Here is a 24,449-nt window from a genome sequence, read left to right on the forward strand (position 1 = left end):
AACACGTTATGAAAAAAATTGTTTTGACTACTTCCATGTCCGGCCTCGGCGGCACTGAAAACGCGACCTTCCGCTTAGGACGGTTGCTCAGGCAGCGTGGCCACGAGGTCGTCCTTGCCTCTTCCGATGGCCCGCTCATCAAAGAAGCCCAAGCCTTGGGTATCCAATGGCGTCCTATTGATTTTTATCAGGGCGGCATCTTGGGCTACATCAAGGGCATGTTCGCCTACATGAAGATGTTGAAACAGGAAAAACCCGACATCGTCCACTGCCAAATGGCACGTATCGTTCCCGCTTGTGCCATCACGGCGAAAATCTCTTCGCCGAAAACCAAAGTGTTCTACCACGCGCGCGGTTTGGAAGCGGAAACCTATCCGAAAATCGCCAAACTTTTCGACAAGCTGGGCGTATATATCATCGGCAACTGCAGACACGAACAGGAAAAACTCATCCGCCACGGCTTCCCTGCCAACCGCATCACCTACACCTACAATGCTTTGCACAAAACCGATTACGTTCCTGAAAAAACCGCCAAAGACTACGTCATGCTCGGTACGCTGTCGCGTTTGGATACCGTCCGCGCCGTGCATGTGATGCTGGACATCTTTAAGAAAATGGTTGACCGCAATATGCCCGTGCGCCTCAACGTGGCGGGCATAGGCGAAGAGATGGACAATCTGAAAGCGCAAGCGAAGCGTCTGGGCATAGACGACAAAGTCACCTTTCTCGGCGGCGTGCGCGATTTGACCGGCTATTTCAAAGACGTGGATATTTTGGTGAACACGCCGCACTGTATCGGCGACCACGGCGCAGGCGTCGGCAACAACATCCTTGAAGCCGGCCTCTACGACACGCCCGTCGTCACCTACAACATGGGCGGCATTTCCGAAATGGTCATTACCGGCGAAACCGGATACTGTTTCCCCTTCGGCGAAGACGAAGCCTTTATCGAAGCCGTCGATCAACTCATCAAGCAGCCCGAATTGCGCGAAAAAATGGGCAAAGCCCTGCATAAACACGTTGAGACCTTGTGTTCCGATGATGAAATCTATCGCACCACAATGGCCGCTTACGATATGTGAGGTCGTCTGAAAATATGAACATTACCATCGTCGCACCTTATTGTTCGCTGCCGTCCGAGCCGCATTTCAACCGCTTCTGGTATCTTGCCGAGCTGTTGTCGCAGTCTCATGACGTACTGCTGATTACCAGCAATTTCAAACACTACGACAAATCTTTCAGACGACCTGAAGATGCCGAATCTGCCTCGCAAGGTCGTCTGAAAGTCATGCTGCTGGAAGAGAGCGGCTACGGCAAAAACGTCTCGCTGGACCGAGTCAAAAGCCATCATGTGTTCGTCAAACATTTTGAGCAATGGCTGAACAACTGCCGTCCGGGCGAGCAAGACGTCGTCTTTTCCGCCTATCCGCTGATCGCCACCAACCTGCTTTTGGGCGAACACAAAGCGCGTTTGGGCTACAAGCTGATTATCGACGTGCAGGACGTATGGCCGGAGTCTTTCTCCTCGGTCGTGCCGTTTTTGAAAAAAATCCCGCACAATCTGCTCCCCTTCTCCTCCCGCGCCAACCGTGCCTACCGTTACGCCGACGCGCTGGTCGCCGTATCGCAGACCTACCTCGACCGCGCCAAAGAAGCCAATCCGAACGTGCCCGGCGAAGTCGTCTATATCGGCGCGGATTTTCCGAAACTCGATGCCGCGCCGGCAAAAGACTTCGGCGACGACAAAACCCGTTTCTTCTACTTGGGTACGCTCAGTTACAGCTATGACGTGGAAACCGTGTGCAAAGGCGTTCGGAAACTGTTGGACGACGGCGAAAATGTAGAGCTGCACATCATGGGCGGCGGCCCTGATTTGGACAGGCTCAAACAATACGCCTGCGAGGGCATCCGGTTTTACGGCTACATCCCCTACGCCGAAATGATGTCGGTCGCCAAAGGTTGTGACATCTCCGTCAACGCCATCCATTCCTACGCCATGCAGTCGATTACCAACAAACTTTCCGACTACATGGCATTGCAAAAACCGATTTTAAACAGCCAGGTCAACGACGAAGTTGCCGAAGTCCTCACCCTGCTGCCGCACGCGGACTACCGCTCCGGCGACGTGGACAGCTTCGTCCAAGCCGCCAAAGACATTCTGGCACGCAAAAACGACCCCGTTCAATCCGACGAAATCGTCCGCTGCTTCAAGCGCGACGTGGCGTATCAAAAAATCGTCAACCTGATTGAAAGATTAGCCCATGAGTAAATTCTTCAAACGCCTGTTTGACATTGTCGCCTCCGCCTCGGGACTGATTTTCCTCTCGCCCGTATTTTTGATTTTAATCTACCTCATCCGCAAAAACTTGGGCGAACCGGTATTCTTCACCCAAGAGCGGCCGGGCAAAGACGGCAAACCGTTCAAAATGATTAAATTCCGTTCCATGCGCGATGCAGTCGATAAAGACGGCAACCCACTGCCCGACAGCGAGCGGTTGACCCCTTTCGGCAAGAAACTGCGCGCGACGAGCTTGGACGAACTTCCTGAACTTTGGAACGTTCTAAAAGGAGATATGAGCTTGGTCGGTCCGCGACCGCTTTTGATGAGCTACCTGCCGCTTTACAACGAATTTCAAAACCGCCGCCACGAAATGAGACCGGGCGTAACGGGTTGGGCGCAGGTCAACGGGCGCAACGCGCTTTCGTGGGACGAAAAGTTCGCACACGATATTTGGTATATCGACCATTACAGTTTTTGGCTGGATATGAAAATCCTGTTTTTGACAGTCAAAAAAGTCTTTATCAAAGAAGGTATTTCGGCAGAGGGAGAAGCCACCATGCCCTATTTCACAGGAAATGACACTGATGCGAAAAAATAACGTACTTATCCTTTCCGCGGGAAGGCGCGTCGAATTGGTACAGGATTTTCAAACCGAAGCCGCCAAGTTTTCAGACGACGTCAAGATTTTGACGACGGATTTGGTGCCGCGTATGTCTTCCGCCTGCCACGTTTCAGACGGTTCGTTTGAAGTGCCGTTGATTAATGACGATTCGTATATCGACAGTATTTTCAAGCTGGCGGTACGCGAAAACATCGGTTTAATCATCCCCACCATAGACACCGAACTGCAAAAGCTGGCAGACGAACGCGAACGCTTCGAAGCGGCAGGTATCCACATCGTCGTTTCCGATTCGGACTTCATCGCGCAATGCCGCGACAAACGGAAAACCGCCGACCTGTTTGCCCGCTACGGCATACGCTCGCCCAAAATTTACGACCGCGAAAAATTGGTTTTCCCTTGCTTCGCCAAGCCTTACGACGGCAGCCGCGCCATCGGTGCCAAAAGAATCGACACACCTGCCTGCCTGACGCCTGAAATCGTGGACGACCCCAAACTGATGTTCTGCGAACTTATCGACATCGAAAACGAATTTGCCGAGTTTACCGTCGATATGTATTACGACCATGAAGGTCGTCTGAAATGCGCCATCCCGCGAAAACGCTTGGAAGTGCGCTCCGGCGAAGTCAGCAAAGGCGTTACCCGCAAAAACAGCCTCTACCAAACGCTGCTGGAAAAAATGGCGGTATTGGAAGGCGCGCGCGGCTGCATCACGGCGCAATTCTTCTGCAACGAAGAAACCGGCGAATTCTACGGCGTGGAAATCAACCCGCGCTTCGGCGGCGGCTTCCCACTGACGTATGCCGCAGGCGGCAATTATCCGGGCTGGCTGATGCGCGAATATCTCGGCGACGGAGAAATCCCGTTTTCAGACGACTGGGAAAACAACCTCATCATGCTGCGCTACGATGCCAAGGTCTTGGTTCATGAAAACGATTAATCCCGAAACCGCCGTCATTGTCTTCGACTTGGACGATACCCTGTATTCGGAATACGAATACAAGCTGTCCGGTATTCGTGCGGTCGTCGATACCGTTGTCGCCCTGTATCCCGATTGGAATTCAGACGACCTATGGCGCAGCATCGACCCCGACGGCAAAAACTGGCTGGACAAGTTGTGCCGCCACTGCGGTTTCAACGAATCGGAGAAACAGGTTCTTCTATGGCAATACAGGCTGCACCGCCCGACGCTGACGCCGTATGTCTCGCCGGATTTCCTGTACGAACTGACCGCGCCTTTCGCCGCACGCGCACTGATTACCGATGGCAGAAGCCTGACCCAACGTCTGAAACTGGAAGCCTTGGGGCTGTCTTCCCTGTTTGACGACATCCTCGTCTCCGAAGCCTGCGCTTCGGAAAAGCCAGACGGCAAACGCTTCCGCCATCTACAAGACAAATATGCCGAAAAGGCAGACTGCTTCATCTATATCGGCGACAACATTTCCAAAGACTTCATCACGCCGAACGCTTTAGGCTGGATAACCATAGGATTGCGTCCCTCCGGACAAAACATCCACCGCCATCAGCCTGAAAGTTTTAACACAGAATATCATCCCAACTTTTGGATTGACTCCCTTCAAGATTTAGCATCTTTGGGCAATTCAAGCATTTAAACATTACATAATCAAACGTACACTCACGATACTAAAAAGGACTATTTCATGACGAAAATATTATTCATGGGACGTAAACGGCTTTCCGCCAACCTACTCCGACTCTTATCCTCACAAGACGGCATCGAAATCGTCGGCGTTCTGACCGACAGCCACCTGCAAGGCTCGCCGACGACCGCCGCCGCCAAGGAATTGGGCTTGCCGCTCTACACTTTCGATACCGCCTTGGAAGCGATGAAGGAAGGTCGTCTGAAATACGATTTGGGCTTGTCCGTACTCTACTGGCGCAAACTACGCGACGAATTCCTGACTATCCCGCGCTTGGGTACGATCAACTTCCATCCTGCCCTGTTGCCCGAATACAAAGGCACGGGCGGCTACAACCTCGCCATCATGGACGAATTGTCCGAGTGGGGCAGCACCGCCCACTACGTCGATGCATCCATCGACACCGGCGAAATCATCGAAGTGGACCGTTTCCCCATTGACCCTGCCGCCGAAACCGCCCAATCGCTCGAACGCAAAACCATGCAGGCATTGGAGCCGTTCGCACAACGCATCATCGCCCGCGCCATCGAAGCGCAAGCCAAACTGCCGACCACGCCCAACATCGGCGGCCGCTACGTCAGCCGCGACGAGATGGAAGCCATGAAGCAAATCCGCGACGGCGACGATGTGGAGAAAAAAATCCGCGCGTTCTGGTTCCCGCCTTACGACGGTGCATACGTCGAAATCGACGGTCAAAAATACACCTTGATCAACCGCCAACTGCTGGAAGAAGTCGCCCCCAAAGACTCCACCAGCCTTTTCGCAGGAAAAGCCAATGCTTAACACATCCCTCTCCCCGTGGCCGAGCTTCACCCAAGAAGAAGCCGATGCCATTTCCAAAGTCCTGCTGTCCAACAAAGTCAACTACTGGACGGGTACCGAATGCCGCGAATTTGAAAAGGAATTCGCCGCCTTCGCCGGCACGCAATACGCCGTCGCCCTTTCCAACGGCACACTGGCGCTTGATGTCGCGCTTAAGGCAATGGGCATCGGCGCAGGCGACGACGTCATCGTTACCTCGCGCACCTTCCTCGCCTCCGCTTCCTGCATCGTTACCGCGGGCGCAAACCCCGTGTTTGCCGACGTGGATTTGAACAGCCAAAACATCAGTGCAGAAACCATCAAAGCGGCGCTGACGCCGAATACCAAAGCCATCATCGTCGTCCACCTTGCCGGTATGCCCGCCGAAATGGACGGCATCATGGATTTGGCAAAAGAACATGATTTGTGGGTTATCGAAGACTGCGCCCAAGCGCACGGCGCGAAATACAAAGGCAAATCCGTCGGTTCCATCGGACACGTCGGTGCATGGTCGTTCTGCCAAGACAAAATCATGACCACCGGCGGCGAAGGCGGCATGGTGACCACCAACGACAAAGAGCTGTGGAGCAAAATGTGGTCGTACAAAGACCACGGCAAAAGCTATGACGCCGTGTACCACCGCGAACACGCCCCCGGCTTCCGCTGGCTGCACGAAAGTTTCGGCACTAACTGGCGCATGATGGAAATGCAGGCAGTCATCGGCCGCATCCAGCTCAAACGTATGCCCGAATGGACGGCACGCCGCCAAGCGCACGCCGCCAAGCTGGCAGAAAGTTTGGGCAAGTTCGCCAGCATCCGTCTGATTAAAGTCGCCGACTACATCGAACACGCGCAATACAAGTTCTACGCCTTCGTCAAACCCGAACACCTCAAAGACGGCTGGACACGCGACCGCATCGTCAACGAACTGAACGCGCGCAAAGTCCCCTGTTATCAAGGCAGCTGCTCCGAAGTCTATTTGGAAAAAGCCTTCGACAACACACCATGGCGGCCCAAAGATCGGCTGAAAAACGCCGTCGAACTGGGCGACACCAGCCTGATGTTCTTGGTGCATCCGACACTGACCGACGGCGAAATCGCGTTCTGCAAAGAACACATCGAAGCTGTGTTGGCAGAAGCCACGGCATAAAGTAAAACCGCCGCGCCCGTATCATCGGGACGGCGGCGGTTTACCGCTTCAGCCGAATATAGTGGATTAACAAAAATCAGGACAAGGCAACGAAGCCGCAGACAGTATAGATAGTACGGCAAGGCGAGGCAACGCCGTACTGGTTTAAAGTTAATCCACTATAAAAAAGGGAATCGGCAAACAGCCGACACATACGGAAAACCAATGCTCCGTAGCAACAAACGTCTTTTCAGACGACCTTTGCATGACCGAGGTCGTCTGAAACCCACCCACAACATTATTCAGAACATACCAAAATGAATTTGGAAACCCTGTTATCCCTGCCCCGCAACGTCAAAAAAACCTTCTTCGTCATCCACGACGTTTTGATGATTTTTATCGCCTTTTGGTTTGCGCAAAGCCTCCGAGCCCAATACTCCGACGAATGGGCAAGTCTGGCAAACTGGCTGGCGTTCGGCTCGACCGCCATACTGACCATCGCCCTGTTCGTCAGACTGGGGCTGTACCGCGCCGTTACCCGCTTCGTCAGCACCCGTGTCCTGACCGCCGCCGCATTCGGCAGCCTGATTTCAGCCGTCTTGTTCTGCCTGACCACCTTGGTTTTCGAACGTAAGCTACACCTTGCCCTGCCTGTCGTTTATTTCTTGTTGCTGGTCGTCTGTATCACCAGTTCTCGCATGATTCTGCGCGCCATCCTGACCGACCGGCACAAAAAACAAATGGCGCCCGTCATCATTTACGGCGCAGGACAATCCGGCCGCCAACTGTTGGAAGCCATCAAACAGGTCAACGAATATTCCGCCGTCGCCTTTGTTGACGACAACCCCAAAATCCGCCGCACCGTCATCTACGACCTTACCGTCTATGGTCCTGACGACATCCAATCGCTCATCGACCGCTACGGCGTCGAAAAAATCCTGCTCGCCATCCCCAGCTCCACTCAGGAAGAACGCCGCCGCATCATCCAAAATCTGGAACAATACAAATGCGAAGTGCTGACCATTCCGGGCATGAAAGACTTGGTGGACGGTAAAATCAAAGTCAGCGCGCTGAAAAAAATCTCCGTCGTCGATTTGCTCGGCCGCGACCCGGTAGCCCCACGCCCCGAACTCATGGGCGCGGACATTACCGACAAAACCGTCATGGTGACGGGGGCGGGCGGTTCCATCGGCTCCGAACTCTGCCGCCAAATCTTGAAATGCCGCCCGTCCAAATTACTGCTGTTCGAATTGTCCGAGTTCTCCCTGTACAGCATAGACAAAGAATTGCGCGAAACTCAGGCAGCCGCCGGCAGTCAAATCGAAGTTGTGCCCCTGCTTGGTTCCGTACAAAACAAAGAACGCCTGATCAACATCATGACCGCGTACGGCGTTGAAACCGTCTATCACGCCGCCGCCTACAAACATGTCCCCATGGTCGAGTTCAACACTGTCGAAGGCATACGCAACAACGTCTTCGGTACGCTCTTGTGCGCCCAAGCCGCCGTCGAATCCGGCGTCAGCACCTTCGTGCTTATCTCAACCGACAAAGCCGTGCGCCCGACCAACACCATGGGCGCCAGCAAACGTATGGCGGAACTCTGCCTGCAGGCACTCGCCGCCGAACCCAACCAATATACCCGCTTCTGTATGGTACGCTTTGGCAACGTTTTAGGCTCCTCAGGCTCCGTCGTGCCGGTATTTGAAAAACAAATCGCCGAAGGCGGCCCCATCACTCTGACCCACCAAGACATCACCCGCTACTTCATGACCATCCCAGAAGCCGCCCAACTCGTCATTCAAGCGGGCGCAATGGGCAAAGGAGGCGACGTATTCGTGTTGGATATGGGCGAATCTGTTAAAATCATTGACTTAGCCAAACAAATGATTACGCTTAGCGGCCTGAAATTGAAAGATGCCCAACATCCCGACGGCGATATCGAAATTAAAATTACAGGACTGCGTCCGGGCGAAAAACTTTACGAAGAGTTGCTTATTGGAGACGAAGTACAAAAAACCACTCATCCCCGAATTATGACCGCCAGCGAAGTAATGCTGCCATGGGCGCAATTAAATGACATAATTATGCGTATGGACTTAGCGTGCTCAAATTCAGACCAACAAACCCTGCGCGCCCTGCTGCTCGAAGCCCCTGCCGGCTTTAATCCCAAAGACGATATTTGCGATTTGGTTTGGCAGCAGACACATTAAACACCCTACCGAAAAAGCAAAACATTCCACAAAAAGGTCGTCTGAAAGTTTTCAGACGACCCCGATAAGACTGACAAGGATACCGACATGAAAAAACAGCTTGCCCTCATCAGCCTGTCTCTGATGGCACTGACCGCCTGTAACAGCAACACCGTCATCCCCGGCTCCACCATCAACACACGCAACAAAACCATCGTTTACGAAAACGGCGAAACCGTCGCAGACACCAAATTCGACAAACGCGTCGCGATTTATCCGATTACCTTCGGTCTCGTTGAAAAAATGCGCAAACCGCCAGTGTTGTCACAAAACAACGGTGCGCTTGAGCGCAGCAAAGCCGCCTACCGCTACCACATCGGCAAAGGCGACGTATTGAACATCATGGTCTGGGCGCATAACGACCTCAATTCACCCGTACAACAAAGCAACCCGCAAACCAACCAAGTCAGCCGCGGCGCCTGGGTGGACGAAGGCGGCTACATCACCTATCCGCTGGTCGGCAAAATCCAAGCGCAAGGCAAAACCATAGACGAGCTGCAAAACATCCTGACAGGTCGTCTGAAACGTTATCTTAAAAATCCCCAAGTTACCATCAACGTAACCGAATTCCGCTCGCAACGCGTATCTGTTGCCGGGGCGGTCGGACAAGCCGGACAACTGCCGATTACCAACGTCCCCATGACCATCCTTGATGCCGTCAACCAAGCGGGCGGCGTGGCGCAAAATGCCGACACCCACCACATCAAATGGACGCACAACGGCGTTGACCGCACCATTTCCCTGCAAAGCATCATGCAGTACGGCGACATGTCGCAAAACCACCTCTTAAGCAACGGCGACATCGTTTACGTGCCGAACAACAGCAACAGCAAAGTGTACGTTATGGGCGAAGTCGGCCGCCAAGCCACCCTGCCTATCGGCAACCACGGTCTGAACCTCACTCAAGCCTTGGGTGAAACCGGCGGCATGAATCAAGCCTTGGCAGACGCAACCGGCGTATTCGTCATCCGCCGTGCGCCTGAAGATGCGGTCAAACCTATCCACATTTACCAACTCAACCTGAAAGACGCGACCGCTTACGCCTTGGGCAGCGACTTCGACCTGCGGCCGAACGACGTTGTTTATGTGACTGCCGCCCCGGTTACCCGTTGGAACCGCGTAGTGTCGCAATTAACCAGCTTCGTCAGCAACGTCAACGCTATCGACAGCACTTTCAAATAACCTGACGACGCCTGACAGCACCTGCTGTCAGGCAAAACGGCGGGTCAGTTATTTATCGTCTGATGACGTATAAAAAATCCTTTCAGTCCGACAAAATACCGACCGCAAACCGTTTTATAATGATTTGACCATACACAAGAAAAAAATATCGCTTCTCTTATGTTTCAAAATATTTTAGTAGTATGCATGGGCAATATCTGCCGCTCCCCGATAGCGGAGCGCATTTTGCAGAAGAAACTGCCCGGACTCCGCGTCAGCTCCGCCGGCATCAATGCATTGGCGGGGAAAGATGCCGACTTTCAAGCCATCAAAACAGCCCTTAAGCACGGCGTAGTCGTTGCCGGTCACACCGCCCGCCAGCTGACCCCTGAAATGTGCGATACAGCAGACCTGATTTTGGTGATGGAGCCGGCGCATATCGACATGGTTGCCGATATCCTGCCTTCCGCGCGCGGGAAAACCATCCTGCTCGCCCAATGGCTACCCAAGAAAAACATACCCGACCCGTTCAAACAAAGCAGCGAAATGTTTGAAGCCGTATTCCAACAAATACAAAGCGCAGCCGAAACTTGGGCTGAAAAATTGAACGGACCAACCCCGGCATAACATTCACTTTGCCGGATTCAATCAATTAAATCCAAACAGAAAGCCTACTGATGTATAAACAATATCCGTCATCAGCATACTCCAACAACGACGAAATCGATTTCGGTCAACAACTGCACAATCTGTGGCTGCACAAATCCAAAATCGCCACCGCATTGATTGCGGGCGGCTTGCTCGGTGCCGTTTTCAGCTTTGCATCCACACCCGTTTACCGTGCCGACGCGATGTTGGAAATCGAAACCAAACAAAACCAGATTCTGACCGAAATCAACAACATGCTTTCCAACGAGCCGGCGCCTTCCGAAGCCGAAATCGAATTGGTCCAATCCCGCATGGTCATAGGCAAAACCGTTGACGAGCTTCAGCTTGACCAAGAAGTCAAAGCCACCTACTTCCCGGTTTTCGGCAACATGGTTCACAACCTCAGCGGCAACGACGATCCGATTTTAAAAATCGGTACATTTACCGTGTCCGAAGAATGGATCAACAAACCTTTCAAACTGACCGTCAAAGACAGCAAAAGCTATATCCTGACGCTCCCGAACGGCACAGCCAAAGAAGGCCGCGTCGGCACTCCGTTGAAAATCAATAACGAAACCGTTCTGAAAGTCGACCAAATACTTGCCGAAACAGAGCAGAATTTCGAGTTGACCAAGTTTTCCAAACTCAGCGCCATCGAAAACATCAAAAACCAACTCTCGGTAATCAGCAAAGGCAAAACCAGCCCCATCATCAATCTTGCCTACACCGATGTTGATCCGAAAAAAACCAGCGCCGTCCTCAACAGCATCGCCGACAACTACGTCGCGCAAAACCGCGAACGCGACATTCAAGTCGCCTCCAGCGGTTTGGCGTTTATCAGCGAAGAATTGCCTCATCTGAAAGAGACTCTGCAAGAAGCAGAAAACAAACTCAATGCTTACCGCGAACGCGCCGGCTCGCTCGACATCCCGCTTGAATCCAAAGGTGCGCTTGAAAGCCTGACCAGCATCGAAACCCAAATCACCCTGCTCAAAACTGAAGAAGCAGGCTTGGCGGAACTATACACTCCGGAACACCCTTCCTATAAAGCCGTTTTGGACAAACTGGCTGTCCTCGAACGTGCCAAGAGCAAAATCAACCAGCAAATCGCCGGTCTACCCAACACCCAACAGGAAGTCATCCGCCTGACCCGCGACGTAGAAACCAACCAAGCGACCTACGTCCAACTCTTGGCGAAACAGCAAGAGCTCAACATCATGAAAGCCAGTGCGCAAGGCAACGTCCGTGTCGTCGACCATGCCTTCACACCGGAAAAACCGATCGCCCCGCGCAAAGCCGTTATTACCGCATTAAGCGCGCTTGCCGCAGGCGCGCTCGCCTCCATGTGGTTCATGCTGCAAGGTCGTATGCGCCGAGGCATCACGTCATCTGAAGAGATTGAAAGCCTCAATCTCGAAGTTGCTGCCCTTGTTCCCTACTCCAAAACCCAGCAAAAACGCGACCTGCTGAAACGCAAATTCAAGTCTCTGACCGGCCGCTCCAATTATCTGCTGGCAAACGAAGACGCCTCCGATGTCGCCGTCGAAGCCATCCGCGCCCTACGCACCAACATCTACTTCTCCATGCTGGATGCGCGCAACAATGTACTCATGATTACCGGCGCGGCTCCTGAAGCGGGTAAATCCTTTATTTCCGCCAACCTCGCCACTGTAATGGCACAATCAGGCAAACGCGTGTTGCTGATCGATACCGACATGCGTAAAGGCTATTTGGACCAACTGTTCAAACTGACACCCGAATACGGTCTGGCAGACATCCTTTCCGGCCATGCCTCCCCTGCCAAAGCCGTCTGCGAGACGCACATTGAAAACCTGCATCTCATCAGCAACGGCGGTTATCCTAAGAATCCGTCCGAGCTGCTGATGGACAGCCGTTTCACAGAACTGCTGACACACGCCCAAAAACGTTACGACTATGTAATCATCGACACCCCGCCTGTTCTCGCGGTTACCGATTCAACCATCGTTGGACAACATGCAGGTACGGTTCTGCTGGTCAGCCGCTACGGCAACACCACCACCAGAGAGCTTGAGATCAGCGCTGATCGTCTGCGTCAGAACAAGATCAATATCAAAGGCGTCATCCTAAACGGCATGAAGCGTGAAGCCAACAGTATGTATGACTACTACGCTTACCATTCCCCGCAGGATGGCAAGAAACCGGTTAAAAAAGAAACGCCGGAAAACAAAGCTTAAAGTCGAATAAGCCTTTCTTCTGCTAAAAAGGTCGTCTGAAACTTGAAAATCAAGTTTCAGACGACCTTTTGTCATCGCTTGCGACAGACGCGATAAAAATCACCCTCTTTGGTGCTTAAGCAAGAGAATGGCGTATTACTTTAAAGTCCACTCCCCTATTCGCCGTACAATATCCCCATCTCCTCAGCCTTCAGATTGTTGTAAACAAAAGACAACCCCTTTCCATCTTTACAATTGATTGAAGCCGATACCTCCAACAACTTCACACTGCTCCGACCACACCCCCTACCCATTGCCAACTACACCTAGTTCACTTCCAAATCAACAACAATTTATCTTATTGTTTATATTTGAATTTTACAACACACCCAAATATTCGCCCTACGACCTGACGTCCCTATCACAAATATCAAAAGAAAATATAACTCACTGTATTTATTCCATTTCCCACGATTGCAAATAACTAACGATATTCTCGTCATATTATTAACAATAAATTACAGAAAACAGTATAATAACCATCCCAGTCCGTTTTCCGATCTCACCTTATGACCGCAGTACCCGACTCTTCCCGTACGCTCTCTGTCAAGCCGGCAAACAGAATGACCGCCGACACAGTCAGCCCTGCACTGCTGCCCCAACAGACAGCAGGCAATCGGTACGCCGGTACTGCCTATCAAGTCAACAAAATCACCTACGCCTCCGGTCTGACGCGCTTAACCGCCGCGCCCCCCAAGTCTCAACCCAAACCTGTCGAGTTGACGCCCGAGGAAGAATTCTCGCTATTGCAAAACAACGAGCAACAAGGCATCCCGACCGCACACCATTTATCCGCATATGCCCGCTTGGGCGAAGCAGGAATGCTGGAAGCGCAGCACATTCTGATGCGCTTTTACCAAGAGCGAAACGAATCCCAAATGCGCTACTGGGCGCAGCTTGCTTTGGCGCAAAACTCCGCCGAAGCACAATACTGCCTTGCCTACCGCCACAGCCTGAAGCCTGATTTTGAAAGCGCGCTCAAGTTATACCGACAAGCGGCAGAACAAGGATTTGCCCCCGCACATTGGCAATTGGGGAAAATGTACTACCGCGGCATGGGCGTGAAAGCCGATACTGCTCAAGCCGAAAACCATTTACGGCAGGCAGCGGATGCAGGATTTATCGCTGCACAAGTCATGTTGGGCGACTTACTTGCTGCGCAAAATCAGACGGAATCCATGATTTGGTATCGGAAAGCTGCCACGAAAGGCAGTGGAGACGCCGCGGCCGCCTTGGCGCAACACAGTCTGACAGGCAAACTGATCGGACGAGACCCGCTCCAAGCCATGCGCCACACCCGTTTTGCTGCAGACCGCCGCCATCCGGAAGCTTTGCGCATTATGGGCGACCTCTACCGCTACGGACTCGGCGTCAAAGCCGACCCGCACGCAGCGCACGACTATTACCACCGTGCCGCGACACTCGGCAGCGCCACCGCCATCCAAAAGCTGCTCAGTGATGCCGCGCTGCATAATCCCCAGCAGTATGAACAAATCAGGGAAGCTGCCCTACTCTTCCAAAAAACGGAACAAACCTTCCGCGATGCCGAAGCATGTCATTACGGCATAGGAACAGCGGTGGATTACGACCGCGCCAGAAAACTGTATTTAGAAGCCGCCGAATTCCATCACAAAAATGCCGCCGCCACATTGGGCAAATTGTATTATTACGGACAAGGCGTTGAGGTCGATTTCCAATCTGCCGCCCATTGGTTTGAAATCGCGGCGGAACAAGGCCATACCGAAGCTCAATACTATTTGGCACGACTCTATTACCACGGGCAAGGCGTCTCCAGCCACATCCCTACCGCCTGTCGTTGGTTGCAGGCTGCCATTAGCGGCTGCTATGGAAATCCCGATGCCTTGCGTCCCCTACTGGCAAAATGGCAGAAGGAAGTAAGCCTTTAAACCCGACGGCATCCCGCTATAAAATCCAAACTTATATAGTGGATTAAATTTAAATCAGGACAAGGCGACGAAGCCGCAGACAGTACAGATAGTACGGAACCGATTCACTTGGTGCTTCAGCACCTTAGAGAATCGTTCTCTTTGAGCTAAGGCGAGGTAACGCCGTACTGGTTTAAAGTTAATCCACTATAAAACAAATGGCTCTAGACCAACAGAAATACTCTGTTAGACTAGAGCCAATCGTTTTCAGACGACCTTTCCCAGACAAATCAACATCAGGCAGCGAAACCATCCACCTTGCTGCATTATCTTATTCAAGGAAACCACATGCGCGCCGTTATTCAAAAAGTAAGCCATGCCCAAGTTGACGTCCTGAGCGAAGGACACCGCGAAACCAGCGGCAAAATCAGTCACGGCTTCTTGATTCTTTTAGGCATTACACACGATGACAACGAAACCGATGCCTCTTATATCGCCGACAAGATAGCCAATCTGCGCATTTTTGAAGATGAAGCCGGAAAATTAAATCTGTCGCTTAAAGACACGGGCGGATCCGTCTTGCTCGTTTCACAGTTCACCCTCTACGCTGATGCGCGCAGCGGCCGCCGTCCCTCTTTTTCCGCTGCCGCCCCTGCCCAACAGGCAGAATCCCTTTATCAACGCACTGCAGAATTATTACGCACCCACGGTCTGACGGTAGAAACCGGCCGCTTCCAAACCCATATGCAGGTTTCACTCTGCAACGACGGCCCCGTTACCCTGCTGCTGGATTCCAAAAAGCTGTTTTAAAACAAATACAATTAACCGCATGTTGACCAAAATTCAGATAAGCCAGCGAAGGCTCATGGCAAGAAATAACGCTGAGGTCGTCTGAAAAGCTTATTCACGGTTGCGCGCATGCCAGAAATAACGCCATACGAAACAAGGGAAGGCGAATATCAGGTAGAGGCAGATTACGGTAGCGTAAAACTCCCAGTCTTGATGCTGAACCGCGCCAGCGCGGGATTCGAGGATGTAGGCGAGGATAGCGGTCAGGATGAAGCCTGCCGCCAATTCGACGAGGTGATGCCCGAAATGTTTGCGCTTGAGCGGGAGTACGCCGAAAAATTTGGCGGTCACGAAGGGGGCATTGGCGAAGATGAGCGCCAATACCAAAAGAATGTACATGGATGCGGTCATGATGTATGTGTCTTTCTGTTTTCAGACGACCTCTTTGATTCAAAGGGTCGTCTGAAAAATAATGTTGGGACGGTGTATCTTAACAAAAACGGCAGCCTCTGACACGGCTGCCGTTTCGGTTCATCGCCTTACAAAGTGTTTTCCAAAGCTCTTGCGCACCAGTCAATCATCGTTTGCGGCATCACACCCCACAAAACCAGCAAAAACGCGTTGACGCTTAGGAAGAATTTGGCGGCGTAATTGCTGCCGACGGGCTGGTCATGGGCGGGTTCGTCGAAATACATGACTTTAACCACACGCAGGTAGTAGAACGCGCCGATTAAGGACATAACGACGGCGAAAACCGACAACCAAACGTGATGGAATTTCAGCAACACCATAATCACACCGAATTTGGCATAGAAACCCATCAGCGGCGGGATACCTGCCATAGAGAACATAACCAGCAGCATCAGGAAGGCAAACCAAGCATGACGTTGGTTCAAACCTGCCAAATCTTTGATTTCTTCACACTCGATATTGTCGTTGGACAATACCATCAATATGCCGAAGCCCGCAGCCGCCATCAACGCATAAGTAATGGCGTAATACAGACCTGCGGTAGCACCGATTGAGCCTGCCATAAACGCCAGCAGGATAAAGCCCATGTGCGACACAGTCGAATAGGCAAGCATACGTTTGATATTGGTCTGCATAATCGCGGCAAGATTACCGACCACAAGCGATGCGACGGCAAGAACGGCAAACATAGGCGCCCAGTATTGATGCACTTCGCCAAAGCCGGTCAGCAAAATACGGAAAGCAAACATCACAGCGGCAATTTTAGGCGCCGTACCGATAAACGCGGCGACGGATGTCGGCGCACCGTGGTACACGTCGGGCACCCACATATGAAACGGCACTGCGCCCAGTTTGAACGCCACCGCCACAACGATAAACACCAGCCCCAGTTTCAACAGCCACTCGTTGGCAATTTCGCTATAAGACGATGCCAAAACAGTGGCGAAGTCGAGCGAATGCGTCGCGCCGTACACCATCGAAATACCGTAGAGCAGCAGACCGGAAGCCAGCGCACCCAAGACGAAATATTTGAGCGCGGCTTCGGCGGAGCGTCCGGAATCCCGGCGCAGGGCAATCATGGCGTAAAGCGACAGCGACAAAAGTTCCAGACCGATATAGGCGGTCAGGAAATGCGCCGCGCTCACCATCACGCTCATGCCTAAGAGCGCAAACAGCGACAAAGTGTAAAACTCGCCTTTAAAAATACCGCGCGCCTGATTGTAGGGCTTGCTGTAAATAAACAGCCCGAAGGTCAGCCCGTACAGCACCAGCTTGGACAGGCGCGACATACCGTCGGCGACATACATTCCGTTAAATGCCAACACACTGCCCTGCTCCCACACTGCAAGCTGCGCACCTGTCACGACAATAATGGTGCCCAAGCTCATCAGATGGGTCAGATAGCGGTTTTCATCGCTAATCCACAAGTCCGCCAGCAACACCACCAACAGCAGCGCAAACAGCACGATTTCGGGCATGGCAGGCATTAAGTTCAAATCAATCAAGTTCATTCGCACACCTCAAATCTTGCTTTGCGCCACATGGGCAATCAAATCGTTTGCCGCCTGATGCACCACTTCGATAAACGCCTGCGGATACAGGCCCATACCCAATACCGCAACCGCCAAAATCGCCAGAATCGCAAATTCGCGGCAGTTGATGTCTTTCATATCGGCAACGTGCGGATTGCCGACCACGCCGAAAATCACGCGCTTATACATCCACAGCGTGTAAGACGCGCCGTAAATCAGCGTCAGCGCCGCCAGCGCGCCCACCCAGAAATTCACTTTGACCGCGCCCATAATCACCATAAACTCGCCCACGAAGCCCGAAGTCGCCGGCAGACCCGCATTCGCCATCGCAAACAGCATCATAAAAGCCGCAAACTTGGGCATCACGTTCACCACGCCGCCGTAATCGGCGATATTGCGCGTGTGCAGGCGGTCGTACATCACACCGATACACATAAACATCGCCGCCGACACGAAACCGTGCGAAATCATCTGGATGACCGCGCCTTTCAACGCCCAGTCGTTCAACTGGCCGTTAATGAATAAGAACATCCCCAAGGTAACGAAACCCATATGGCTGATGGACGAATACGCCACCAGTTTTTTCATATCGGTCTGCACCAGCGCAACCATGCCGATATACACCACCGCAATCAGGCTCAACACAATGATGACCGGCGCGAAATAGCGCGACGCATCGGGCAGAATCGGCAGAATGAAGCGCAAAAAGCCGTATGCGCCCAATTTCAGCGTAATCGCCGCCAATACCATCGAACCGCCCGTCGGCGCCTCAACGTGGGCATCCGGCAGCCAAGTGTGCACGGGGAACATCGGCACTTTCACCGCAAACGACAGGAAAAACGCCACAAACAAAAGCTGTTGCACGCCCAGCGGAATCTGTTTGATGTTTTGGAAATCCTCAATCGCAAAGCCGCCGACTTGGTAAGACAGGTACACAATCGCCACCAGCATCAGCAACGAACCCATCAGCGTATAGAGAAACAGCTTCACCGACGCATACACGCGGCGCGGACCACCCCACACACCGATAATCAGGTACAGCGGAATCAGCATACCCTCGAAGAACACATAAAACAGCAGGGCATCCCGCGCTGAAAACGCGCCGTTAATCAGGCCCGACATGATTAAAAACGCCGCCATATACTGCGCCGGACGCTTCTGAATCACTTCCCAACCCGCCAGCACCACCATCAGCGTGATAAACGCGTTCAGAATGACAAACAGCACCGAAATACCGTCCACCCCCAGCGAGTAATTGATTCGCAAAAGCGGAATCCACTCGTGGAACTCGGTAAACTGATAGCCGCCGCTCAAACGGTCGAAACCCGTAAACAAGGGCAGCGTTACCAAGAAACCGGCAAGCGCACCGATTAAAGCGAGCACGCGGGCAAGCGGCGCACGGCTGTCCGGCCCCGTCGCCAAAACCAGCACGCCTGCAGCGATGGGTATCCATATTGCCAAGCTGAGTAGGTAGTTGGAAAACATAGTGGTTAACCTGTGGTTAAAATAAAAATATAGTTGTGTGGGTTGGTTTTTCAGACGACGTTTTAAGAGGTCGTCTGAAAAAGATTGTTCAGGCTTCTGCTATTTGTTTCAAGCTAATTCTGCCGAATCTTCCAGCCGTAGGTCGGATTCTCGAATCCGACACGCTGTACTATTTTCTTTTTCATGTCGGATACAAGTATCCGACCTACAACTTGAATGGTTTTCTTTTTCAGACGACCTCAAACACTGCCGTCTTTCTCAATCACCAAAATCCGAGCTTCGCCGCACGGATGGGCAACGTGTTCCGTACCGATTCCTGCGTAGAAGATGTCGCCGCTTTTCAACCGAACGATGCGTTCTTCGCCGTTTTCTCGGTAGTGCATATCAACTTCGCCGTCCATCACGGCAAACACTTCCTCGCCGTCGTTGACGTGCCATTTGTAGGACTGGTCCGTCCAGTGCAGGCGCACGGTGGTGCCGTTCATATTGGCGATGTCGAGTGCGCCCCATGCGCGGGAAGCGGTAAATTCGGCGGAGCGGATGGTATGTGCGTCGGGCATTTTCGCGTCTCTTTGATTCTGTATCTAGATAAACCTGTCGATACAACTGTTTATTAAATCCCGTCGGCACGGTTGGTTTCCATCTCCAATTTAATGAACGCATCAATCATGCTGCGCCAAACTGCTTCGGCCACTTCGGGCGACAAACCGGCCTTTTCGGCATAGGCACGGCGCGAGGCAATCACTTGCGCCACCCGTTCGGGCGCGGAAACCGCCTGCACATCGTTTTTAGGTTTCAGACGGCCTGCCTGCCGTACCAGCTTCTGCCGGCGGGCGAGCAATTCTATTAATTCCTTGTCCAAACCGTCGATGGCTTCGCGGACTTTGTCTAGGGTTTGCGGTAATTTGTATTCAACCATTGTTTCTCGTGTTTTCTTTTTCAGACGGCCTAAACGTCGTCTGAAAATCTCATTTTTACCTGCACAATCCCGATATGCCGTAAGTCGGATTCTCGAATCCGACACGCTGTACTATTTTCTTTTTCATGTCGGATACAAGTATCCGACCTACAACTTGAATGGTTCTTTTCAGACGACCTCTAAACCGACTACGGACAGGTCGTCTGAAACTCTGCCTTTATCTGAACAATCCCCAGAAAGTCATGCCGAGCAATACCAATACACCGAATACCATAGCAGCGGCATAGGTATAGATGAAGCCGGTTTGGACTTTGCGTACCTGCGCGGCAATCGCGCCGACCAGTTTGGCGGAGCCGTTGACGATACCGTTGTCGATAATGGCGGTATCGCCGACTTTCCAGAAGAAAGTACCCAATGCGCGCGTGCCTTTGGCGAAAACATTGAAATACAGGGCGTCGAGGTAGTATTTGTTTTCAAACAAAACGTAAACCGGACGGAACGCCTGTGCAATTTTCGCAGGCAGGTGCGGCAGTTTGACGTACAAGAGCCATGCGCTCAATACGCCTGCGATAGCAAGGTAGAGTACAGGCGAATGCAGGCTGTGCGACACCATTGCCAATGCGCCGTGGAACTCTTCCTTCATGATGTGCATGGTCGGATGCGCGTCGGCGTTGACGAAAATCACGTCTTTGAAGAAATCGCCGTAAAGCATAGGCTCGATGGCAACATAGCCGATGATGACGGACGGAATGGCAAGCAGAATTAGCGGCAGGGTAACGACCAACGGGCTTTCATGCGGATTGTCGTTTTTGCCCAAGCCGTGATGCTCTTCACCATGATGATCGTCATGATGTTCAGGCAGGCTGCGCCATTTCTCTTCGCCGTGGAACACCATAAAGTATTGGCGGAATGCGTAGAACGCAGTAACGAACACGCTGGCGAGGACGGCGAAATAGGCAAATCCGCTGCCCGGCAGGGTGCTGTATTTCGCTGCTTCGATAATCGAATCTTTGGAGTAGAAGCCGGAGAAGAACGGCGTACCGATCAGCGACAAGTTACCGATCAGCATAGTTAACCAAGTAATCGGCATGTATTTTTTCAGATTGCCCATGTGGCGCATGTCTTGGTCGTGGTGCATACCAATAATTGCGCTACCCGCCGCCAAGAACAGCAAGGCTTTAAAAAAGGCGTGGGTCATGACGTGGAACATCGCCACGGAATAGGCGGACGCGCCCAGAGCCACGGTCATGTAGCCCAGTTGCGACAGGGTGGAATACGCAACCACGCGCTTGATGTCGTTTTGAATCACGCCCAAGAAGCCCATAAACAGGGCGGTAATCGCGCCAATCACCATAATGACCGACAGCGCGGTGCTGCTCATTTCGTAAATCGGCGACATGCGCGATACCATGAACAGACCCGCCGTAACCATCGTCGCGGCGTGAATCAATGCAGAAATCGGGGTCGGGCCTTCCATCGAATCGGGCAGCCAGACATGCAGCGGGAACTGCGCCGATTTACCCATCGCGCCCACAAACAACAGCAGGCAGGTTACGGTAATCAAAGACCATTCCACACCGGGGAAAAGCTGGATGGTGGCATTTTGTACGTTGGGCAGATAGGCGAATACGTCCTGGTAGCGCAGGCTGCCACCGAAATAGGCAAGTACCAAACCGATACCGAGCAAAAAGCCGAAGTCGCCGACACGGTTGATCAAAAAGGCTTTCAGATTGGCAAAAATCGCGCTCGGACGTTTGAAATAGAAACCGATCAAGAGATACGACACCAAACCCACCGCTTCCCAACCGAAGAAGAGCTGAATGAAGTTGTTGCTCATAATCAGCATCAACATGCTGAATGTAAACAAAGAAATATAGCTGAAGAAGCGTTGGTAGCCGACTTTTTCATCGTGCATATAGCCGATGGTGTAGATATGCACCATCAACGACACGCCCGTTACCACGACCATCATCATCGCCGTCATCGTATCGACCAAGAAGCCGACGGAAAAATCCAAACCGCCCATCGTCAGCCAGGTATAGACATTCTCGTCAAACTTGGCGCGGCTGCCGTCGATAAAGCCCCACAGCACATAAGCCGACAGCACGGCGGACACCGCCACGCCGAGTATCGTAACCGTATGCGCGCCGGCACGTCCGATTTTATTGCCGAACAAACCCGCAATCAGCGAGCCTGCCAAAGGCACGAGGGCAATGATGAGATATAAAGTCATGTCGTTCATTTTGGATGAACCTTTTTGATTTTAGGAGTTTTCTAAACTTCAGACTGCCCGAAAGGTTTTTTAGATTGGCTTGCCAATTCGACACTTTCAAGCTGTCTTCGTATCTTTATTAATGGGTTTTCAACTTCAACCCATACTGCACGCTACATACTCAAATCTGATAAAGCTGTCCTTCAAGACAATGGGCTTTAATCGGTCATGTTATTTTTTTCGTCGGGGTTAGCCCAACCTACCGCATCAGGTCGCCTGAAACAGTCTGAAATCGCTTTTCAGACGCCCCCTACTCTTCCAAATTTCCCATCAGTTTTTGTCTAACGGTAATCGTTACATACTTCTATTTTCAGAGAACGCCAAATTTTTTTTGGGCTCCAACCCTCTCTTTTAATGAAAAACTGGTCATCAGCATAACCCAACATATCTATCTCTTTGCCATTTTGTGAAAAGCTATAAAACTCATGACTCGGGTCGCCAAAATCATCTTTATATTTAGCCAACTTCATGCCGTTATCCAAATATATTTTTTGTTTGACCAGTCGGTAAGTACCACGTCGTACCTTTCCAGGCTTATCATCGCTCTGCATGCAATATTGACGATTTGGAAATAAGGCAACAGTCACAATTTTTGCATTTCCCTGTCCAAAATATGGGGTCATATATAACCCTGCCGGACGGCTACTTTTAGCCAGCGCAACACTAGAAGAGCAAGCAATCAAGAAAGCTAATAAACCTAGCTTGGCATAATTCGATATATTTCTCATTTTTTATATTTATTGGCGACCATACACTTATAAACATATTGGGAAGGGGATCTGCATTTTTCAGACGACCCCTGTCTCCCTAACCTTTCAACTCGTCCAAATCGGCAACATTAATCGTTTGTCGGTTGCGGTACACCAGCACCATAATCGCCAAACCGATGGCGGATTCGGCAGCAGCGACAGTCAATACGAAGAATACGAAAATCTGTCCGGCGGTATCGCCCAGATGCTGCGAGAAGGCGATAAAGTTGAAGTTCACCGCCAAGAGCATCAGCTCGATCGACATCAGTAAGACCAGCACGTTTTTGCGGTTCATAAAAATGCCCATCGCGCTGATACCGAACAGGAGCGCGCCCAATACCAAATAATGCGTCAAGGTAATCATGCTTTGCCCTCCTCTTTCGGCTTGAGGTCGTCTGAAACTTCGTTTTCTTCGAGAGATTCGGTTTGCGGTTTCACGGCTTCCATTTTCACCAAGCGCATACGACCTTGGTCGGCGCGTACTTTAACTTGGTCGGCAGGATCCATGCGTTTTGGATTGATGGTTTTGCGGTGAACCAGCGCAATCGCCGCCACCATACCCAACAGCAGCAATACCGCCGCCAATTCAAACGGCAACAGGTATTCGGTATAAATACGACTGCCCAAATCGCGGATGTTGTTGTAATCCGCAGGAATGTCTTTCATCAAACCAAACGCGGCAAGGTCGGTTTTCGGGTTGACCAAAATCAGAATCAGGACAACTGCTAACAACGTACCGACCACACCGGCAACAGGCGCATGACGCCAGAAACCGGCGCGCATTTCCTCGATGTCGATGTTCAGCATCATCACGACGAACAGGAACAACACCATCACGGCGCCGACATACACAACCACCAGCGTAACGCCCAAAAACTCTGCCTGCATCAGCATCCAAATCATCGCGCTCACGCAGAAGGTCAGCACCAGATGCAAAGCAGCATGGACAGGGTTTTTCGCAGTAACGGTACGCAGCGCGCCGTATAGGACGATGGCGGCAAGGATATAGAACAGAATCGCGGAAAAAGTCATTCGTCTGCTCCTTAGCGGTATGGCGCGTCAGCGGCTTTGCGTTTGGCGATTTCGGCTTCGTATTTGTCGCCGATTGCCAAGAGGATCGGCTTGGTCATGTGCAAGTCGCCTTTTTTCTCACCGTGGTATTCAAAAATATGCGTTTCCACAATCGCATCGGTCGGACAGGCCTCTTCGCAGAAGCCGCAGAAGATGCACTTGGTCAGGTCAATGTCGTAACGCTTGGTTCGGCGCGTGCCGTCTTCGCGTTCTTCCGATTCGATGTTGATCGCCATTGCGGGGCAAACGGCTTCACACAATTTACATGCGATGCAGCGTTCCTCGCCGTTTGGGTAACGGCGTTGCGCGTGCAGACCGCGGAAACGCACCGACTGCGGCGTTTTCTCTTCGGGGAAATAAATCGTGTCTTTGCGGGCGAAAAAGTTTTTGAGCGTTACGCCCATGCCTTTTACCAACTCGCCCAGAAGAAAGGTTTTTACTAAGTTAGCCATATTATTCAACCCCTTATCT

At 52.0% G+C, this 24,449-nt stretch carries 23 protein-coding genes; 13 read left to right on the forward strand and 10 right to left on the reverse strand.

Annotated features, from left to right (window positions below):
• The first annotated feature begins 8 nt into the window (after positions 1 to 8).
• The 13 genes from DBZ16_RS06770 to dtd all read left to right on the forward strand — a co-directional run bounded on the left by DBZ16_RS06770 (position 9) and on the right by dtd (position 15,500).
• Complete coding sequence (locus DBZ16_RS06770; RefSeq protein ID WP_107813423.1) at positions 9 to 1,082, forward strand: glycosyltransferase family 4 protein; 1,074 nt, start codon at positions 9 to 11, stop codon at positions 1,080 to 1,082.
• A 14-nt stretch (positions 1,083 to 1,096) separates the two neighbouring features.
• Positions 1,097 to 2,269, forward strand: coding sequence for a glycosyltransferase (locus DBZ16_RS06775; protein WP_107813424.1), 1,173 nt, complete (start codon positions 1,097 to 1,099; stop codon positions 2,267 to 2,269).
• On the forward strand, positions 2,262 to 2,879 hold the full coding sequence (locus tag DBZ16_RS06780) for a sugar transferase (RefSeq protein ID WP_107813425.1): 618 nt from the start codon (positions 2,262 to 2,264) through the stop codon (positions 2,877 to 2,879). The genes DBZ16_RS06775 and DBZ16_RS06780 overlap by 8 nt, the downstream gene beginning before the upstream one ends.
• The gene (locus DBZ16_RS06785) at positions 2,866 to 3,840 is read left to right on the forward strand and encodes an ATP-grasp domain-containing protein (protein WP_107813426.1); all 975 of its coding nucleotides are present in this window, start codon (positions 2,866 to 2,868) and stop codon (positions 3,838 to 3,840) included. The genes DBZ16_RS06780 and DBZ16_RS06785 overlap by 14 nt, the downstream gene beginning before the upstream one ends.
• The gene (locus DBZ16_RS06790; protein WP_107813427.1) at positions 3,827 to 4,513 is read left to right on the forward strand and encodes an HAD family hydrolase; all 687 of its coding nucleotides are present in this window, start codon (positions 3,827 to 3,829) and stop codon (positions 4,511 to 4,513) included. The genes DBZ16_RS06785 and DBZ16_RS06790 overlap by 14 nt, the downstream gene beginning before the upstream one ends.
• Positions 4,514 to 4,561: 48 nt before the next feature.
• Entirely contained in the window at positions 4,562 to 5,344 is a 783-nt protein-coding gene (locus DBZ16_RS06795; RefSeq protein WP_016687195.1) for a formyltransferase family protein, read from the forward strand.
• Positions 5,337 to 6,512 carry a DegT/DnrJ/EryC1/StrS family aminotransferase gene (locus DBZ16_RS06800; RefSeq protein ID WP_107813428.1) on the forward strand — a complete coding sequence of 392 codons (1,176 nt, stop codon included), beginning with the start codon at positions 5,337 to 5,339 and terminating at the stop codon, positions 6,510 to 6,512. The genes DBZ16_RS06795 and DBZ16_RS06800 overlap by 8 nt, the downstream gene beginning before the upstream one ends.
• A gap of 296 nt (positions 6,513 to 6,808) precedes the next feature.
• Positions 6,809 to 8,701 (forward strand): polysaccharide biosynthesis protein, encoded by a 1,893-nt coding sequence (locus tag DBZ16_RS06805; protein WP_107813429.1) that lies wholly within the window; start codon positions 6,809 to 6,811, stop codon positions 8,699 to 8,701.
• An 87-nt stretch (positions 8,702 to 8,788) separates the two neighbouring features.
• Positions 8,789 to 9,922, forward strand: coding sequence for a polysaccharide export protein (locus DBZ16_RS06810; protein ID WP_107813430.1), 1,134 nt, complete (start codon positions 8,789 to 8,791; stop codon positions 9,920 to 9,922).
• 159 nt (positions 9,923 to 10,081) lie between these two features.
• Positions 10,082 to 10,528: a protein tyrosine phosphatase gene (locus tag DBZ16_RS06815; protein WP_070497275.1), complete on the forward strand. Its 447-nt coding sequence runs from the start codon at positions 10,082 to 10,084 to the stop codon at positions 10,526 to 10,528.
• A gap of 50 nt (positions 10,529 to 10,578) precedes the next feature.
• On the forward strand, positions 10,579 to 12,765 hold the full coding sequence (locus tag DBZ16_RS06820; protein ID WP_107813431.1) for a polysaccharide biosynthesis tyrosine autokinase: 2,187 nt from the start codon (positions 10,579 to 10,581) through the stop codon (positions 12,763 to 12,765).
• Positions 12,766 to 13,313: 548 nt separating this feature from the next.
• Positions 13,314 to 14,711: a tetratricopeptide repeat protein gene (locus DBZ16_RS06825; RefSeq protein ID WP_430914358.1), complete on the forward strand. Its 1,398-nt coding sequence runs from the start codon at positions 13,314 to 13,316 to the stop codon at positions 14,709 to 14,711.
• Positions 14,712 to 15,038: 327 nt separating this feature from the next.
• On the forward strand, positions 15,039 to 15,500 hold the full coding sequence (gene dtd, locus DBZ16_RS06835) for a D-aminoacyl-tRNA deacylase (protein ID WP_107813433.1): 462 nt from the start codon (positions 15,039 to 15,041) through the stop codon (positions 15,498 to 15,500).
• Between the two features lie 90 nt (positions 15,501 to 15,590).
• Here the strand turns inward: dtd and DBZ16_RS06840 are convergent, their stop codons facing one another.
• The 10 genes from DBZ16_RS06840 to nuoI form a co-directional block, all read right to left on the reverse strand.
• The gene (locus DBZ16_RS06840; protein ID WP_107813434.1) at positions 15,591 to 15,890 is read right to left on the reverse strand and encodes a DUF2818 family protein; all 300 of its coding nucleotides are present in this window, start codon (positions 15,888 to 15,890) and stop codon (positions 15,591 to 15,593) included.
• A gap of 128 nt (positions 15,891 to 16,018) precedes the next feature.
• The gene (nuoN, locus tag DBZ16_RS06845) at positions 16,019 to 17,461 is read right to left on the reverse strand and encodes an NADH-quinone oxidoreductase subunit NuoN (RefSeq protein WP_107813435.1); all 1,443 of its coding nucleotides are present in this window, start codon (positions 17,459 to 17,461) and stop codon (positions 16,019 to 16,021) included.
• A gap of 9 nt (positions 17,462 to 17,470) precedes the next feature.
• Positions 17,471 to 18,967: an NADH-quinone oxidoreductase subunit M gene (locus DBZ16_RS06850; protein ID WP_107813436.1), complete on the reverse strand. Its 1,497-nt coding sequence runs from the start codon at positions 18,965 to 18,967 to the stop codon at positions 17,471 to 17,473.
• A gap of 239 nt (positions 18,968 to 19,206) precedes the next feature.
• A complete protein-coding gene (locus DBZ16_RS06855; RefSeq protein WP_060974468.1) occupies positions 19,207 to 19,527 on the reverse strand; it encodes a cupin in 321 nt (106 codons plus the stop codon).
• Between the two features lie 53 nt (positions 19,528 to 19,580).
• Positions 19,581 to 19,886 (reverse strand): chorismate mutase, encoded by a 306-nt coding sequence (locus tag DBZ16_RS06860; protein ID WP_060974467.1) that lies wholly within the window; start codon positions 19,884 to 19,886, stop codon positions 19,581 to 19,583.
• 217 nt (positions 19,887 to 20,103) lie between these two features.
• Positions 20,104 to 22,128, reverse strand: coding sequence for an NADH-quinone oxidoreductase subunit L (nuoL, locus tag DBZ16_RS06870; RefSeq protein WP_107813437.1), 2,025 nt, complete (start codon positions 22,126 to 22,128; stop codon positions 20,104 to 20,106).
• A gap of 311 nt (positions 22,129 to 22,439) precedes the next feature.
• A complete protein-coding gene (locus DBZ16_RS16355; RefSeq protein WP_240600268.1) occupies positions 22,440 to 22,886 on the reverse strand; it encodes a hypothetical protein in 447 nt (148 codons plus the stop codon).
• A 79-nt stretch (positions 22,887 to 22,965) separates the two neighbouring features.
• The gene (nuoK, locus tag DBZ16_RS06880; protein WP_002215628.1) at positions 22,966 to 23,271 is read right to left on the reverse strand and encodes an NADH-quinone oxidoreductase subunit NuoK; all 306 of its coding nucleotides are present in this window, start codon (positions 23,269 to 23,271) and stop codon (positions 22,966 to 22,968) included.
• The gene (locus DBZ16_RS06885) at positions 23,268 to 23,939 is read right to left on the reverse strand and encodes an NADH-quinone oxidoreductase subunit J (RefSeq protein WP_107813438.1); all 672 of its coding nucleotides are present in this window, start codon (positions 23,937 to 23,939) and stop codon (positions 23,268 to 23,270) included. Before DBZ16_RS06885 ends, nuoK begins: the two co-directional genes overlap by 4 nt.
• 11 nt (positions 23,940 to 23,950) lie before the next feature.
• A complete protein-coding gene (nuoI, locus tag DBZ16_RS06890) occupies positions 23,951 to 24,430 on the reverse strand; it encodes an NADH-quinone oxidoreductase subunit NuoI (protein ID WP_002216341.1) in 480 nt (159 codons plus the stop codon).
• Between the last annotated feature and the right edge of the window lie 19 nt (positions 24,431 to 24,449).

The sequence above is a fragment of the Neisseria sicca genome (genome assembly GCF_003044565.1).
Lineage (GTDB): Bacteria > Pseudomonadota > Gammaproteobacteria > Burkholderiales > Neisseriaceae > Neisseria > Neisseria sicca_A.

Bases quoted from the DNA above. Each gene is read 5' to 3' on its own strand.
- DBZ16_RS06850 (WP_107813436.1), bottom strand. From the start codon at position 18,967: ATGTTTTCCAACTACCTACTCAGCTTGGCAATATGGATACCCATCGCT.
- DBZ16_RS06885 (WP_107813438.1), bottom strand. From the start codon at position 23,939: ATGACTTTTTCCGCGATTCTGTTCTATATCCTTGCCGCCATCGTCCTA.
- DBZ16_RS06785 (WP_107813426.1), top strand. From the start codon at position 2,866: ATGCGAAAAAATAACGTACTTATCCTTTCCGCGGGAAGGCGCGTCGAA.
- nuoL (WP_107813437.1), bottom strand. From the start codon at position 22,128: ATGAACGACATGACTTTATATCTCATCATTGCCCTCGTGCCTTTGGCA.
- DBZ16_RS16355 (WP_240600268.1), bottom strand. From the start codon at position 22,886: ATGAGAAATATATCGAATTATGCCAAGCTAGGTTTATTAGCTTTCTTG.
- DBZ16_RS06825 (WP_430914358.1), top strand. From the start codon at position 13,314: ATGACCGCAGTACCCGACTCTTCCCGTACGCTCTCTGTCAAGCCGGCA.
- nuoI (WP_002216341.1), bottom strand. From the start codon at position 24,430: ATGGCTAACTTAGTAAAAACCTTTCTTCTGGGCGAGTTGGTAAAAGGC.
- DBZ16_RS06780 (WP_107813425.1), top strand. From the start codon at position 2,262: ATGAGTAAATTCTTCAAACGCCTGTTTGACATTGTCGCCTCCGCCTCG.
- nuoK (WP_002215628.1), bottom strand. From the start codon at position 23,271: ATGATTACCTTGACGCATTATTTGGTATTGGGCGCGCTCCTGTTCGGT.
- dtd (WP_107813433.1), top strand. From the start codon at position 15,039: ATGCGCGCCGTTATTCAAAAAGTAAGCCATGCCCAAGTTGACGTCCTG.
- DBZ16_RS06790 (WP_107813427.1), top strand. From the start codon at position 3,827: ATGAAAACGATTAATCCCGAAACCGCCGTCATTGTCTTCGACTTGGAC.
- DBZ16_RS06840 (WP_107813434.1), bottom strand. From the start codon at position 15,890: ATGACCGCATCCATGTACATTCTTTTGGTATTGGCGCTCATCTTCGCC.
- DBZ16_RS06775 (WP_107813424.1), top strand. From the start codon at position 1,097: ATGAACATTACCATCGTCGCACCTTATTGTTCGCTGCCGTCCGAGCCG.
- DBZ16_RS06795 (WP_016687195.1), top strand. From the start codon at position 4,562: ATGACGAAAATATTATTCATGGGACGTAAACGGCTTTCCGCCAACCTA.
- DBZ16_RS06815 (WP_070497275.1), top strand. From the start codon at position 10,082: ATGTTTCAAAATATTTTAGTAGTATGCATGGGCAATATCTGCCGCTCC.
- DBZ16_RS06810 (WP_107813430.1), top strand. From the start codon at position 8,789: ATGAAAAAACAGCTTGCCCTCATCAGCCTGTCTCTGATGGCACTGACC.
- nuoN (WP_107813435.1), bottom strand. From the start codon at position 17,461: ATGAACTTGATTGATTTGAACTTAATGCCTGCCATGCCCGAAATCGTG.
- DBZ16_RS06805 (WP_107813429.1), top strand. From the start codon at position 6,809: ATGAATTTGGAAACCCTGTTATCCCTGCCCCGCAACGTCAAAAAAACC.
- DBZ16_RS06820 (WP_107813431.1), top strand. From the start codon at position 10,579: ATGTATAAACAATATCCGTCATCAGCATACTCCAACAACGACGAAATC.
- DBZ16_RS06855 (WP_060974468.1), bottom strand. From the start codon at position 19,527: ATGCCCGACGCACATACCATCCGCTCCGCCGAATTTACCGCTTCCCGC.
- DBZ16_RS06770 (WP_107813423.1), top strand. From the start codon at position 9: ATGAAAAAAATTGTTTTGACTACTTCCATGTCCGGCCTCGGCGGCACT.
- DBZ16_RS06860 (WP_060974467.1), bottom strand. From the start codon at position 19,886: ATGGTTGAATACAAATTACCGCAAACCCTAGACAAAGTCCGCGAAGCC.
- DBZ16_RS06800 (WP_107813428.1), top strand. From the start codon at position 5,337: ATGCTTAACACATCCCTCTCCCCGTGGCCGAGCTTCACCCAAGAAGAA.